Origin of the sequence: Roseobacter sp. GAI101 (genome assembly GCF_000156335.1) — a bacterium.
In the GTDB taxonomy this organism is placed as follows: Bacteria; Pseudomonadota; Alphaproteobacteria; order Rhodobacterales; family Rhodobacteraceae; genus Sulfitobacter.
The window spans coordinates 658275-671846 of record NZ_DS999213.1 but is presented as its reverse complement, the minus strand read 5'-3'; the positions used below and the strand labels follow the sequence as shown (position 1 = coordinate 671846).

The 13572-nt window shown below is 59.0% G+C and carries 13 protein-coding genes; 5 read left to right on the top strand and 8 right to left on the bottom strand.

Translation table 11 applies throughout. The features are described from left to right. Positions 1-165 precede the first annotated feature (165 nt). Genes RGAI101_RS03140 through RGAI101_RS03125 form a run of 4 tightly spaced genes read left to right on the top strand, consistent with a single transcriptional unit; the run spans position 166 to position 4378 of the window. Positions 166-1773, top strand: a complete 1608-nt coding sequence (locus RGAI101_RS03140; RefSeq protein ID WP_037228953.1) for a L,D-transpeptidase family protein — start codon at positions 166-168, stop codon at positions 1771-1773. Between the two features lie 27 nt (positions 1774-1800). Next, positions 1801-2886, top strand: coding sequence for a UDP-3-O-(3-hydroxymyristoyl)glucosamine N-acyltransferase (gene lpxD / locus RGAI101_RS03135; protein WP_008227799.1), 1086 nt, complete (start codon positions 1801-1803; stop codon positions 2884-2886). A 22-nt stretch (positions 2887-2908) separates the two neighbouring features. Then, complete coding sequence (locus RGAI101_RS03130; RefSeq protein WP_008228598.1) at positions 2909-3166, top strand: acyl carrier protein; 258 nt, start codon at positions 2909-2911, stop codon at positions 3164-3166. Positions 3167-3169: 3 nt separating this feature from the next. Further along, positions 3170-4378: a beta-ketoacyl-[acyl-carrier-protein] synthase family protein gene (locus RGAI101_RS03125; protein WP_008229447.1), complete on the top strand. Its 1209-nt coding sequence runs from the start codon at positions 3170-3172 to the stop codon at positions 4376-4378. Positions 4379-4461: 83 nt separating this feature from the next. On the opposite strand, the gene RGAI101_RS03120 is transcribed toward RGAI101_RS03125, so the two are convergent. Beyond that, a complete protein-coding gene (locus RGAI101_RS03120) occupies positions 4462-5118 on the bottom strand; it encodes an invasion associated locus B family protein (RefSeq protein WP_008226825.1) in 657 nt (218 codons plus the stop codon). A gap of 406 nt (positions 5119-5524) precedes the next feature. On the opposite strand from RGAI101_RS03120, the gene RGAI101_RS03115 reads away from it, so the two are divergent. Next, the gene (locus RGAI101_RS03115) at positions 5525-7132 is read left to right on the top strand and encodes a helicase HerA-like domain-containing protein (RefSeq protein WP_008229344.1); all 1608 of its coding nucleotides are present in this window, start codon (positions 5525-5527) and stop codon (positions 7130-7132) included. 90 nt (positions 7133-7222) lie between these two features. On the opposite strand, the gene RGAI101_RS03110 is transcribed toward RGAI101_RS03115, so the two are convergent. From RGAI101_RS03110 to RGAI101_RS03080, 7 genes are all read right to left on the bottom strand, one after another. Next, entirely contained in the window at positions 7223-8527 is a 1305-nt protein-coding gene (locus RGAI101_RS03110; protein WP_008225023.1) for a branched-chain amino acid ABC transporter permease, read from the bottom strand. Further along, positions 8524-9534: a branched-chain amino acid ABC transporter permease gene (locus RGAI101_RS03105; RefSeq protein ID WP_008227781.1), complete on the bottom strand. Its 1011-nt coding sequence runs from the start codon at positions 9532-9534 to the stop codon at positions 8524-8526. The genes RGAI101_RS03110 and RGAI101_RS03105 overlap by 4 nt, the downstream gene beginning before the upstream one ends. Continuing rightward, complete coding sequence (locus RGAI101_RS03100; RefSeq protein ID WP_037227234.1) at positions 9534-9980, bottom strand: hypothetical protein; 447 nt, start codon at positions 9978-9980, stop codon at positions 9534-9536. Before RGAI101_RS03100 ends, RGAI101_RS03105 begins: the two co-directional genes overlap by 1 nt. 2 nt (positions 9981-9982) lie before the next feature. Then, on the bottom strand, positions 9983-10804 hold the full coding sequence (locus RGAI101_RS03095) for an ABC transporter ATP-binding protein (RefSeq protein WP_083791996.1): 822 nt from the start codon (positions 10802-10804) through the stop codon (positions 9983-9985). A gap of 11 nt (positions 10805-10815) precedes the next feature. After that, positions 10816-11382 carry a hypothetical protein gene (locus RGAI101_RS03090; protein WP_157044620.1) on the bottom strand — a complete coding sequence of 189 codons (567 nt, stop codon included), beginning with the start codon at positions 11380-11382 and terminating at the stop codon, positions 10816-10818. Then, a complete protein-coding gene (locus RGAI101_RS03085; protein ID WP_008224916.1) occupies positions 11379-12158 on the bottom strand; it encodes an ABC transporter ATP-binding protein in 780 nt (259 codons plus the stop codon). Before RGAI101_RS03085 ends, RGAI101_RS03090 begins: the two co-directional genes overlap by 4 nt. A 95-nt stretch (positions 12159-12253) precedes the next feature. Next, positions 12254-13447 carry an ABC transporter substrate-binding protein gene (locus tag RGAI101_RS03080; protein ID WP_008228264.1) on the bottom strand — a complete coding sequence of 398 codons (1194 nt, stop codon included), beginning with the start codon at positions 13445-13447 and terminating at the stop codon, positions 12254-12256. Between the last annotated feature and the right edge of the window lie 125 nt (positions 13448-13572).

Genomic DNA, 13572 nt, shown 5'->3' with positions numbered 1-13572 from the left:
ATGCGCAGACATTTTTGCAACACAGGCGATGCCAATAGGCATCATCCTTTCCTTAGTTGCGACCTCACAGACAATGTTATTGGACAAGATCTGGTGGCATCTGGCCTTAGTGGACCTATTAGACCCGTAGTTTCGAGGGATTCGATGTTAAAGATGTTCGATGTCATGCCACGTATTTATGTAAAACTCTCTCTACTTGCAGGGGCTGCCGCGACGGCCGCAATGCTTTTCGCCGCTCCTGGGCCCGCATTTGCCCAGGTCACCGCCTTCAAACAGGCCGTCGCCGAGGCGGCAGCACGGGACGAAGATATCGCAGCCCATTACCGGAGCAGCGACTATGCCCCGATCTGGACCGACGCCAATGACACGCAGCGCGACCGCCGCGCCGCTTTGATGGCCGCGATCAAGGCGGCTGACCTGCACGGGCTGCCAGTCGCGCGCTATGATCCCCAAGGCTTAATGAACATACTTGCTGCCGCGCGCACCCCGCGCGACCGTGGCTTGGCCGAGGTCGAGATGACCCGCGTCTTTCTGCAATACGCGCGCGATTTGCAAACCGGCATCCTGATCCCGTCGCGCATAGATTCGTCGATGGTGCGCGAAGTGCCATACCGCGACCGTCAGGCGTATCTTACCGATTTCATCAAATCCGACCCCATGCCATTCCTGCGCAACCTGCGGCCACGGACAATGGAATATAACGCGCTGATGCGTGAAAAGCTGGAGATGGAAAAGCTTTTGGCGACTGGCGGATGGGGGCCCGTTGTATCGGCCTCGACGCTCAAACCCGGCGCGCAGGGTGCTGCGGTCGTGTCATTGCGGAACCGGTTGATCAGAATGGGCTACCTCAAGCGGACCAACGGGATCAGCTATGACGCCACGATGGAAGCCGCGGTTCGCGAATTCCAAAAGGACCACGGGCTGAACACCGATGGCGTTGCCGGGTCCGGCACCATCACCGAGCTGAACAAAAGCGTCGAGACGCGGCTGAAATCCGTGATCGTCGCGATGGAGCGGGAACGCTGGCTGAACAAAGAACGTGGCGCGCGTCATGTTCTGGTCAATATCCCCGCCTTTACCGCCGCGATCATCGACAACGGGCGCGTCACCTTTGAAACAAAGTCTGTCGTGGGGGCCACCAAGGACGGTCGCTATACACCGGAGTTTTCGGACACGATGGAATATATCGTGATCAATCCGACATGGAATGTGCCGCGGTCCATCGTGACCAAGGAATATCTGCCTTCGATGAAGAACAATCCCAATGCGGCGGGTCACATTGATCTGATCGACCGCAGTGGCCGTATCGTCCCGCGCGGAGCCGTGAACTTTAGCAGCTATACCGAGCAGACGTTTCCGTTTTCGATGCGCCAACGCCCGGGCAGGTCCAATGCGTTGGGGCTGGTAAAGTTCATTTTTCCCAATAAATACAACATCTATCTGCATGACACGCCCTCCAAAAGCCTGTTCGCCCGTGACATGCGCGCCTTCAGCCATGGCTGTGTGCGGCTGGCCGATCCGTTTGATTTCGCCTATACGTTGCTGGCAGCGCAAACCTCTGATCCGGTTGGGTTTTTCAAATCAAAGCTGGCGACAGGCAGGGAAACCTTTGTCCATCTGGACAATGAATTGCCGGTACACCTGATCTATCGCACAGCCTTCACCACGCCTCGGGGGCATACGCAATATCGCGCCGATATCTATGGCCGCGATGCCAAGATCTGGAATGCCCTCAGCAAGGCAGGGGTGGCATTGGGGGCCGTTCAGGGGTAATCCATCCCCGACAAGGGGAGACAGCCAATGCGCTATACCATCGAACAGATCGCCGCGTCTCTGGGCGCGACCGCCGTCGGGGATACATCGCTGATGATTACGCGGGTCGCGGAACCTGCCCAAGCGGGGGCCGACGATCTCGCCCTGGCGATGAACCCGAAATACGCTGCGGCCCTGTCGGAAGGTTCGGCACAGGCGGCGATGCTTTGGACAGACGCAGACTGGGAAGCTTTGGGCCTGAAGGCAGCGATCCTGCCGGATCGGCCACGCTATGCGATGTCGGGTCTGACGCGAATGATGGATCCGGGGCAGGGGTTTGGCGCTGGCATCCACCCCTCGGCCATCATTGATCCGACCGCGACACTTGCAGACGATGTGTCGGTCGGCCCCCTGACGATCATCGCCGCGGGCGCACGGATCGGCGCGGGCAGCGTCATCGGGCCGCAATGCCATATCGGAACCGATGCCGTCTTGGGTACAAACGCCTATCTGCGCGATCATGTCAGCATCGGCGCGCGAGTCCAGATCGGTGACCGCTTTATCGCACAGCCCGGCGCGCGTATTGGCGGCGACGGGTTTTCCTTTGTCACGCCGGAACCCAGCACCGTTGAACAGACCCGCAAGACCCTTGGTGATCGTGGCGACACAAAAGCGCAACAATGGGCGCGTATCCATTCGCTGGGCAGTGTGACCATTGGCGATGACGTGGAATGCGGGATGAACTGCACGATTGACAGCGGCACGATCCGCGACACCGTGATTGGCGACGGCACCAAGCTCGATAACCTGGTGCATCTGGGGCATAACGTCGTGGTCGGGCGGAACTGTCTGCTGTGCGGTCAGGTGGGCGTCGCGGGGTCGGTAACGATTGGCGACAACGTCGTGCTTGGCGGGCAGGTCGGGGTCAGCGACAACATTTTCATAGGCGACGGCGTGATTGCAGGCGGCGGCACCAAGATTATGTCTAACGCGCCAGCGGGCCGGTCCATGTTGGGCTATCCCGGCACCGAAATGTCCAAACAGATCGAAAGCTATAAGGCGTTGCGCCGTCTGCCCCGCCTGATCCGCGACATGGCCGCGCTGAAAAAGCAGTTCCCCGACACGGATGCCTAAGATCGGATTTACGAGGTAAAATATGCAGATTGAATCCCAGGTCATAGAAATCATCGCGCAACAGGCGATGCTTGACCCGGCCGATGTCACCCCCGACAGCACGCTGAGCGAGCTGGGCATTGACAGCATGGGCGTTGTGGAAAGCATCTTTGCCATCGAGGAAACCTTTGATATCTCGGTGTCTTTCAACGCCAATCAACCTGACGCATCGGATTTCGACATCTCAAGCGTGGCCAGCATTGTCGCGGGCATTCAGCGGCTGAAGGCCGAGCAGGGATAACAAATGAAACGTGTGGTCATTACCGGGGCCGGCACGATCAACGCGCTTGGCCTGACTGTGCCCGCCACGCTGGCCGCGATGCGCGAAGGCGTCTGCGGCATTGGTCCGCTTGAATTTCGTGATGTCGAACGCCTGTCGATCCGGATCGGCGGTCAGGTCAAGGGCTTTGACGCAGACACGCGCTACACCCGGCAGCAAATTTCGCTATATGACCGTTTCACGCAATTCACCCTAGCCGCCGCAGCCGAGGCGATCGCCCAGTCAGGCCTGACGTTTTCGGGCGCATTGGCTGAGAAATCCGGCGTGGTTCTGGGCACGGCGGGGGGCGGTGTCAGCACGTGGGACGACAATTACCGCGCCGTCTATGAGGAAGGCAAAAACCGCGTCCACCCCTTTGTCGTACCCAAGCTGATGAACAACGCTGCCGCCAGTCATGTCAGTATGGAATATAACCTCAGGGGGCCGTCCTTTACCGTCTCGACGGCCTGCGCATCGTCCAATCACGCCATGGCCCAGGCCTTTGCCATGATCCGGTCGGGCATGGCCCCTGCAATGGTGACGGGCGGATCGGAATCGATGCTGTGTTTCGGCGGCGTCAAAGCGTGGGAAGGTCTGCGCGTGATGAGCCGCGACGCCTGCCGCCCGTTCTCCGCCAACCGCAACGGCATGGTGCAGGGCGAAGGAGCTGGCATCTTTGTCTTCGAGGAATACGAACATGCCCGCGCCCGAGGGGCTGAAATCTTGTGCGAGGTCGCAGGCTTCGCCATGTCTTCGGATGCGTCCGATATCGTGATGCCATCCAGGGACGGGGCCGCGCGCGCCATGGCGGGGGCGCTGGAAGACGCACAGATCAATCCGCAGGACGTGGGCTATATCAACGCCCATGGCACCGGCACAGCCGCCAATGACAGGACCGAATGCGCCGCCGTGCAAGATGTTTTCGGGCCCCATGCGCAAAAGCTGATGATCAGTTCGACCAAATCCATGCATGGCCATCTGATCGGCGGTACCGGTGCCGTCGAACTGCTGGCCTGCATCATGGCGCTGCGCGACGGGGTAATCGCCCCCACGATCGGCTATCAGCAACCCGATCCGGATTGCGCACTGGACGTGGTTCCGAACGAGACCCGCGATGCAAAGGTTTCCGTGGTGCTGACCAACACGTTCGCCTTTGGCGGCATGAATGCCGTGATCGCCCTGCGCAGGGTTTAAGGGCACGCCCTGAACGCTATGCAGAAACGAAAAAGGCCGCCTCGGTCAGAGACGGCCCTTGGTTTGTGTCAAAAACGCAGTTTTCAGCGTTCAATCACGGATGATTTGTCAAAGCTTGAGGTAAAGCCGTCCAATGACAGGGTCAGCTGAACCTTCTGGTCCGGTGCAAGGGCAGGGACGATGGTGATCTTCGCCTCTTTGCCGCGCTTGAACGCCGCAACATCATCCGCAGTCAGACCCATGCGCACATAGCATCCGACGGGGTTGCAAAAGGCGAAGGGATAGCGGCGTTCCTTGCCGCCGTCGACGGCGACGCTCAGTTGCGACTGCAAGGATGTCTCGAGCGGCACGACAACGGTCGCACCGGCCTGCGCCTTGCCACCTTCGGGCAGACGGAACAACGAAAACTCCGCGACAGGTGCGCCCTGACCGTCATCCAGCAACTGGTACATCTGGCAGGGGTCGACGTCTTCTTCGGTCTTGATGCAACGAATTTCCCAGGACCCGACCTCTTCTTTGGTATAGGGCTTGCCCAGATCGGTCGCGGCTTCACCGTCGTCACCCATGCTCAACTGTGCCTCGACGCCCGAAGCGGCCGGTGCATCTGACGCCGCCGGGGCAGTTTCAGTTGTCTTGGGTGCCGCGGTATCTGTCGTCTCAGTGGTTGCCGTCTGTGCAAAACCTGCCATAGGCATCATCATGGCCGCACACAGCGGAAGGATCGTAAGGTACTTATTCATGCTCGTTCCAAATCCGTTAAACTTATCGCCGATTACCATGTTAAATCAGCGTTGTCAGGCAAGATCCCAATAAAACGCCGTGGTTTCTGGCAAGTTCTTGCTGATCATGGCCAAGCCGGTCCCCCCAAATAGAAAAAAGGACGCAAAGCGCCCTTTTCCCTGTTCTTCTTTTCTCCCCGTCGGACTGGGCCGACTTATTAAGCAGACGTTACGAAAGCCGTTGCCAACGGTCAACAGGAAAATATGCTTACGGATGGATAGATTAGCCAAATCATTTTCTGCTCACGACCGAAAAAAGGGCCGTACCCGAAGGCACGGCCAGTCTGACAGGGAGGAAGTGTTCACGGGCCGAAAGGACAAGTAGGCCCGGAACAATTTGACTATGGCGTCCAAAGGTTAAGTTTGTATGCTCGGGCGGCACTTTGCCCGCATCGGCGGGGCCTTGGAGGATGATGATCACGTGACCAAAGATATCTTTATCGGGGGCGGCGGCCAAGATTACGGCACGCAGCAATTCCTCAATATTGGCTACGCCAACCGCCATGGTTTGATCGCGGGGGCCACGGGCACCGGCAAGACAGTGACCTTGCAAATCCTCGCCGAAGGGTTTTCTGCGGCTGGCGTTCCGGTCTTTCTGTCTGACGTGAAGGGCGATTTGTCAGGACTCGCCGTGGCCGGGTCCGACACGCACAAATTGCACGGTCCCTTCATGGAGCGCGCGGCCAAGATCGGGTTCGATGATTTCACCTACGCGGCGTTTCCGGTCGCATTCTGGGATATGTTCGGCAAACAGGGCCATCCGGTACGCACGACAATTTCGGAAATGGGCCCGCTGCTGCTGGGCCAGCTTCTGGGTCTCAGCGAAGCGCAAGAAGGCATCCTCAACATTGCCTTCCGTGTCGCGGACGAAGACGGGCTGCCCCTGCTCGACCTTAAAGATCTGCAATCCCTGCTGGTCTGGGTCGGTGAAAACGCGTCAACCTTGGCACTGCGCTACGGCAATGTATCCGCGGCTTCGGTCGGCACGATCCAGCGCCGGCTGCTGGTGCTTGAAAACCAGGGCGCAGCAGACCTGTTCGGCGAACCGGCGCTTGCGCTTGGCGATCTGATGCGCACGGACACGGACGGGCGCGGTTTCATCAACATTCTTGCCGCAGACCAGTTGATGAGTTCTCCCAAGCTATATGCGACCTTCCTGCTCTGGCTGCTGTCGGAGCTTTTCGAAGAACTGCCCGAAGTCGGCGACCCCGACAAACCCAAGCTGGTGTTTTTCTTTGACGAAGCCCACCTGCTGTACGACGACGCGCCCAAAGCGCTGATCGACAAGGTCGAACAGGTCGCGCGCCTGATCCGGTCCAAAGGGGTTGGGGTCTATTTCATCACCCAAAACCCCGCCGACGTGCCCGACGATATCCTTGGCCAGCTTGGCAACCGCATCCAGCACGCCCTGCGCGCCTTTACCGCGAAAGACCGCAAGGAACTGCGCCTGGCCGCGCAGACCTACCGCGAGAACCCGCGCTTCGATACCGAAGAAGCCATCCGCGAGGTCGGCGTCGGCGAAGCGGTCACCTCCATGCTGCAGAAGAAGGGCGTTCCGGGTGTGGTGGAACGCACCCTGATCCGCCCGCCGTCTTCGCAGCTTGGGCCGATCGCGCCCGCGACGCGCGCAGCGCTGATGGCACAAAGTCCGATGGCAGGCAAATACGACACCCGCCTTGACCGGGACTCTGCCTATGAAATGCTGAAACAACGCGCCGAAGACGCTGCCAAAGCCGCAGCACAGGCCGAAGAGGATGCAGAGAAAGCCGACGACACCACACCGGCCCTGCGCGAATTCAACGCCGCCCGGCGCTATGCCGGCAAAGGAGTAAAACGCTCGACCTCCAAACATACGGAAAAATCAGACGACAGCTTTGGCGGCGCACTTGCCAGCGTGGTCATAAAGGAACTCAAGGGCACAACAGGCCGCCGCATCGTTCGCGGCATTCTGGGCGGCTTGTTCAAGGGACGCTGACCGTCATTTCCAAATGGACAAAAATCCTCGCCGAAGGCTGGCCTTATCCCCCAAGGGATAAGGCCTTTTTCTTTGACCGCGATGCAGAACCTACTTTTCAGGGATCAACCCGCGCGGGCTGAAGCGCAAGACCAGCAGCAACACAGCCCCCATCGTCATCAACCGCATATGGGCCGCTGATTCAATCAGGTGGTCTTTCAGCCAATAACCGTCCGGCATGCCCGACGTGACCAAATGCATCAGCCAAAGGCCCATCGGCTCGACCATCACCCACAGATACCACATCAGGAAACCGCCCAGCACGGCCCCGAAGTTGTTGCCGGACCCGCCAACGATCACCATCACCCAGATCAGAAAGGTAAAGCGCAGCGGCTGGTAGGACCCCGGCGTCAACTGGCTGTCCAGCGTGGTCATCATCGCCCCTGCAATCCCGCAGATGGCCGACCCAAGGATAAACACCTGCAAATGCCGCGCGGTGACATCCTTGCCCATGGCCTCGGCGGCGACCTCGTTGTCGCGGATCGCGCGCAACATCCGGCCCCAAGGCGAATTCAGCGCCCGCTGGCTAAGCCACAGCAGAAGCACCAGCACGCCGGCGAACAACGCCACATACAGGACCTTAACCCAAAGCGTCGATGCCTCGACAGGGTCCAGGCCGAAACCGGCAGCCCGTTCAACAAAGCCCGCATTGTTTTGCAGGTCGATTTCATAGGGCACGGGCCGCGGAATGCCGATCACGTTCTTCACGCCGCGCGACAGCCAGTCTTCGTTCTTGAGCACGGCAATGATGATCTCGGCGATGCCCAGCGTCGCGATTGCCAGATAATCCGACCGCAGCCCCAAAGCCGTCTTGCCGATCAGCCATGCGGCCCCGGCAGCAAACAATCCGCCCACAGGCCATGCAAGGATCACGGGCAGGCCAAGACCGCCAATATACCCGGTTTCCGCGGGATTGATGTCTTCGATGGCCGCAACCGAAGGGTCAAGAACGGCGCGGAACAAAAAGAAACCGCCCACCAGAATAGCCAGCATCACAAGCGTGCGCAGCCAGCCTTTGGCCATACGTTTCATCGTCACGATTGCCGCGCCGATTGTCGCCGCGCCCAGAACCAGCGCGCCCGCGACGCCCCAACCGCCTGCCGACCAAGCGCCCTCGGTCGGGGGCATGCTGATCAGCACCGCAGCCAGACCGCCCAGGGCGACGAACCCCATGATGCCGACGTTGAACAGCCCCGCAAAGCCCCATTGCAGGTTTACACCCAGGGCCATGATGCTTGAAATCAAGCCCATCGAGATGATCAACAGCGCCGCGTTCCAGCTTTGCTGGAAGCCGGTGAAAACGATCAGGCCAGCGATGATCGCGAAAAGTGCGGTGTTTTTAAGCGTCTCGTTCATACCGATTGCCCCTTGAAAAGACCCGTAGGCTTGAACAGCAGCACGATCAGCAAGATCACGAAGCTGACGGCGAATTTATAGTCGGTGGACATCAGCTGTACCAACCCGTCGGGTTCCAGCCCCGCAGGCATCATATATCCCAGCACTTTCTTCCACGCATAGGTGATCGTGACTTCGGAGAAGGCGATGACGAAACCGCCTGCGATCGCCCCCACAGGGTTGCCCAGACCGCCCACGATGGCCGCAGCAAAGATCGGCAGCAGCAGTTGGAAATAGGTGAATGGCTTGAACGACTTGTCCAGCCCGTACAAGACCCCCGCAGTGGTCGCTAGACAGGCCACGATGATCCATGTGATCATCACCACGCGTTCAGGATTGATACCGGACAGCAAGGCCAGATCTTCGTTGTCGGAATAAGCGCGCATGGATTTGCCGGACCGCGTCTTGTTCAGGAACCAGAACAGCACAGCGACCACGATGATCGCCGTGATCACCGTAAGGCCCTGGGTGGTCTTGATCGCCAGACCTTCTTCGAGCCCCGTCATCTTTTTGAACGTCCGCGCCGAGATGATAAACCGTTCGCCATCCGCAAAGTTCTGATCATCGGACCCGATGATGAACCGCGTGATCCCGTTGTAAATAAAGGTAATCCCCAAGGACACGATCACGAAAATCACCGGCTTGGCCTTTTTCTCGCGGTAGAAGCGATAGACCATCCGGTCGGTGCCCAGAAGCAGGCCGATAGTGATCAGGATCGCAAAGGGCAGGGCGATCAACGCCGTGGGCAGCACCCACAGATGCAGCCCCATCGCCTGGAACCCCCAAGTGATCAGCACCGCCGACATAGCCCCAAGCGCCATGGTGTCGCCATGGGCAAAATTCGAGAACCGCAAGATGCCGTAAACCAGCGTCACCCCAAGCGCGCCAAGCGCCAGTTGCGACCCGTAGGCGATGCCCGGGACCAAAACGTAATTGGCCAGAGCAACGAGAGCGTTCAAAAAATCCATCAGTTACAAGTCCCTAGATAGCTGATGACGAAAGGGCCGTCAGCGTAGTGCACAGTATAGCGGGTGGCACCGGTTTCAGTGATGCTGAGCAGGTGGCGCGCAGCAAAGCTGCCCCCCGACAAGGACAGCGCCTTGCCTGATTTCACGCCCAGCAATTCAACCGTTTCCGCATCGGTGGTCATGGTCGATTGCACCACCAGATCATCCGGCGTCAGCCCGCCCGCGATCCCGGTGATCTGCGGCTTGAATTCGGTTTCGGTGCAGGGTTCGTCTTCGACGCATTCAGTCTTGAAATCACAGGTGATCGCGACTTCCTGCCGGAACGGCGCTGTGTCAAGCGTCAGGCTTTCCGCCGCCGCGCCATCGTCGTGATCATCGACGGCATCGCTGACCTGCGCCAAAGCGGGGGCGCACGCCATCAATGCAAGGGAAAAGATCAGACGCATCATCATCCCCCCAGGAACGACTTGCGGACTTCGGGGTCGTTCAACAGTTCCTTGCCGGTGCCGGTGAACGCATTCGCCCCTTGTACCAGAACATAGCCTTTGTCGGCGATTTCAAGCGCTTGGCGGGCGTTCTGTTCGACCATCAGGATGGGGATACCGGTGCGGGCGACTTCAATGATGCGGTCGAACAGTTCATCCATCACGATGGGGCTGACGCCTGCAGTAGGTTCATCCAGCATCAGAACCTTGGGCTGGGTCATCAACGCGCGGCCCACGGCGACCTGCTGTCGCTGACCGCCTGACAATTCGCCCGCCGCCTGAAAACGCTTTTCCTTGAGGATCGGGAAAAGGTCATAGACCTGCGCCATCGTATCGCGGAAATCGTCGCGGCGGATAAACGCCCCCATCTCGAGGTTTTCCTCGACCGTCATCGAGGTGAAGATATTCGAGGTTTGCGGCACAAACCCCATGCCTTTAGCCACGCGGTCTTGTGGCGACAGCGCGGTAATGTCTTCGCCGTCCAGTCGCACATGGCCCTGACGCACGTCCAGCATTCCGAACACAGCCTTCATCGCCGTTGATTTACCGGCACCGTTTGGGCCGACGATCACGGCAATTTCGCCTTTTTCGACGGCAATGGTGCAATCGTGCAAGATGTCGGGCCCCTTGCCGTAGCCGCCAGTCATCGCGTCGCCAATCAGGAACGGGCCACCGGGGGCCGCATGGCTTTTGCCGCCCTGTTTCACGGGCTGCGCTGTGCCTTGGCCCTTGGGATTCCCGATCGAGAGGTCCTTGTTCCCCCGGTCGCCATATGGGTCGCTCATATCAGTCTCTTTCACTCGGTGCCGCTGGTGGGCGGTGTATAATCTTGTGCGCAGGACACTTCGTCCGCACAGGTATCGCGTAGCATCATCGCCACATCGAAAGACATTTTTTCCATCTCTTCCAAGGGCATGCTGTCGCTCGTGTCGAGGTATAGCATGATCCGCGCCGCGCCCACTTCGGACAGCATCACGGCGCTCATCGTGCGCGATCCGTCGATTTCGTCATATTGCAGATGCCGCAACGTATGTCCCTGGGGTGTGACGATCTTGTCGACCTGCAACACCTCTGGTGGCGTAGGATTCTCTGCGGCAATCCACGCGGCATAGGTCGTAAATTGCTCTTCCAGCGTGGCAGAGATGTCCGTTATCTCGTGGCCGGGCCATTCTTCGGTAAAGTTCAGGATCACCTCGCCCAGATAGCGCGTGGTTCCGTCGCCGATCACGTCCCATTTCGCAGTTTCCCACGCCGTGCCCCGGTCGCACATCCACACTGTGGCAGACAGTTGCGCGCAGGCGAACGCCGCCTGCGGCAGCGCCATCACGGCACCAAATGTCAGGGCTGCGATCGCCTGTTTCATGCGGTTGCGGTCTTGTTCTTCAGGCCCGTACCCAGATAGGCCTCGATCACCTGCTCGTTGGCCTTGATCTCGGGCAGGGTGCCTTGGGCCAGCACCTTGCCTTCGGCCATGCAGATCACCGGATCACACAGGCGGCCGATGAAATCCATGTCATGTTCGATCACGACAAACGTATAGCCGCGTTCCTGGTTCAGACGGATGATCGCGTCGCCGATGGTATTCAGCAGCGTGCGGTTCACACCTGCGCCGACTTCGTCCAGAAACACGATCTTGGCGTCAACCATCATGGTGCGGCCCAGCTCAAGCAGCTTTTTCTGACCGCCCGAGATTTGGCCCGCCTTTTGGTCCGCCAGATGTTCAACCGTCAGGAATTCCAGCACTTCGTCGGCCTTGGCGCGCAGGGCGCGTTCCTGATCGGCGATGCGTTTGCGGCCGAACCATGTGTTCCATAGCGTTTCGCCGGCCTGATCGCCCGGCACCATCATCAGGTTCTCGCGGCAGGTCATCGACGAAAACTCATGCGCAATCTGGAAGGTGCGCAGCAGCCCCTTGTGGAATAATTCGTGGGGCGGCAGACCGGTGATGTCTTCACCATCCATCGTCACACGGCCAGACGTCGGTTGAAGAACGCCCGCGATCACATTGAAAAGAGTGGTTTTTCCGGCACCATTGGGGCCGATCAATCCGGTGATTGTGCCTTTGCCAATGGTCAGGCTGGCCCCGTCGACAGCATGAAAGCCACCGAAGTGTTTGTGTACATCGTCAACGACGATCATATGACTATCCCTGTGTCCGCGTCGTAAATGCGCGGTTATCGTTTGAAAACAGCAGCCCGGTCGCCCGGACTGCCGTGATTTCCAAGTCGAGAGGCTTACTTGAAACCGATGGTTTCGATCTTGCCGTCTTTGACTTCGATCATGCGGTAGGTACCTGCGGATTCACCGGGTCCGATCAGCTCGACCGCGGATGCGCCGACATAGTCAACGTCCGTGCCGGCCGCGATCAACTCAAGCGCCTTTGCTAGCTCACCGGGATAGATTTTCTCGCCGGGTGCGTTGGCCACGTCAAGGATCTTGGGACCGTATTCGGCTGGATCGGTGGAGTTTGCCGCCTGCATCGCGAGCAGGAACAGGGCTGCCGCGTCATAGGATTCAGGTGTGTAAGGCGATGTGCCGTTAAAGCCGCCGTCTTCTGCCATCTTGGTGAAGACTTCGATGCCCTGACCTTCGGAACCGGCGATTTGACCGTAGGAACCGTTCAGGTCATCACCGATCCGACCGGGCAATGTGTCACCGATCATCCCGCCGGGCAGGCCGAATGTGTCGAATGCACCTGTGTCCAGTGCTGCGTTGATGATGCCCGGACCGCCTTGGTCAAGGTAACCCGCGACGACCAGAATCTCGCCACCGGCAGAGGCCAGCGCGCCAACTTCAGCAGAGTAATCGGCTTTGCCATCTTCGTGCGCTGCAACGATGGTGACTTCACCGCCGATTGACTCGAACGAGGTCTGGATCGCATCGGCAAGACCCTTGCCGTAGTCGTTGTTGGTGTAGGTCAGCGCGATGGATTTCACGCCACGCTCTTGCAGGATTTCTGCCATGACTTCACCTTCACGCGCATCCGATGGGGACGTGCGGAAGAACAACCCGTTGTCGTCCATTGTGGACAGACCGGGCGATGTGGCCGATGGCGAAATCATCGCGATGCCGTTCGGAATCGCAACGTTCTGCAACACCGCACCAGTCACGCCGGAACAATCCGCACCGATCAGACCATTGATGCCTTCGGCAACCAGACGTTCTGCACCGGCAACTGCCAGCGCATTATCGATACAGCCCGAATCCGCACGCAGCGCAGTCACTTTCGCGCCGCCCATCAGCTTGCCGCTGTCTGTGACTTCTTTCATTGCCATTTCTGCGCCGGATGCCATTGGACCGGTCAGCGATTCAATCGGACCGGTAAAGCCGAATACAATACCCAGTTTAACTTCTTTGGAATGCGCGTCCGCAAAAGCGTTCGTCGCAAGCAGTGCCGCAGCCGTTGTGGCCATAAGCATCTTTTTCATGGTCGTCTCCCGTGTTGGAACTTTATGTTCAAAGGGGAGGTTAAGCGTGGCCCTCGGAAAAGAAAAGACGAAACCTAAGGGCATGATACCCCAACGGGGCTGGATTGCAGGATTTTCAGGTCTAT

Coding starts and splice junctions, on each gene's coding strand:
- RGAI101_RS03100 (WP_037227234.1), bottom strand. CDS start 9,980: ATGCGTCTGATCTTTTCCCTTGCATTGATGGCGTGCGCCCCCGCTTTG.
- RGAI101_RS03115 (WP_008229344.1), top strand. CDS start 5,525: ATGCTCGGGCGGCACTTTGCCCGCATCGGCGGGGCCTTGGAGGATGAT.
- RGAI101_RS03130 (WP_008228598.1), top strand. CDS start 2,909: ATGCAGATTGAATCCCAGGTCATAGAAATCATCGCGCAACAGGCGATG.
- RGAI101_RS03125 (WP_008229447.1), top strand. CDS start 3,170: ATGAAACGTGTGGTCATTACCGGGGCCGGCACGATCAACGCGCTTGGC.
- RGAI101_RS03120 (WP_008226825.1), bottom strand. CDS start 5,118: ATGAATAAGTACCTTACGATCCTTCCGCTGTGTGCGGCCATGATGATG.
- RGAI101_RS03080 (WP_008228264.1), bottom strand. CDS start 13,447: ATGAAAAAGATGCTTATGGCCACAACGGCTGCGGCACTGCTTGCGACG.
- RGAI101_RS03095 (WP_083791996.1), bottom strand. CDS start 10,804: ATGAGCGACCCATATGGCGACCGGGGGAACAAGGACCTCTCGATCGGG.
- RGAI101_RS03105 (WP_008227781.1), bottom strand. CDS start 9,534: ATGGATTTTTTGAACGCTCTCGTTGCTCTGGCCAATTACGTTTTGGTC.
- RGAI101_RS03085 (WP_008224916.1), bottom strand. CDS start 12,158: ATGATCGTCGTTGACGATGTACACAAACACTTCGGTGGCTTTCATGCT.
- lpxD (WP_008227799.1), top strand. CDS start 1,801: ATGCGCTATACCATCGAACAGATCGCCGCGTCTCTGGGCGCGACCGCC.
- RGAI101_RS03140 (WP_037228953.1), top strand. CDS start 166: ATGCCACGTATTTATGTAAAACTCTCTCTACTTGCAGGGGCTGCCGCG.
- RGAI101_RS03110 (WP_008225023.1), bottom strand. CDS start 8,527: ATGAACGAGACGCTTAAAAACACCGCACTTTTCGCGATCATCGCTGGC.
- RGAI101_RS03090 (WP_157044620.1), bottom strand. CDS start 11,382: ATGAAACAGGCGATCGCAGCCCTGACATTTGGTGCCGTGATGGCGCTG.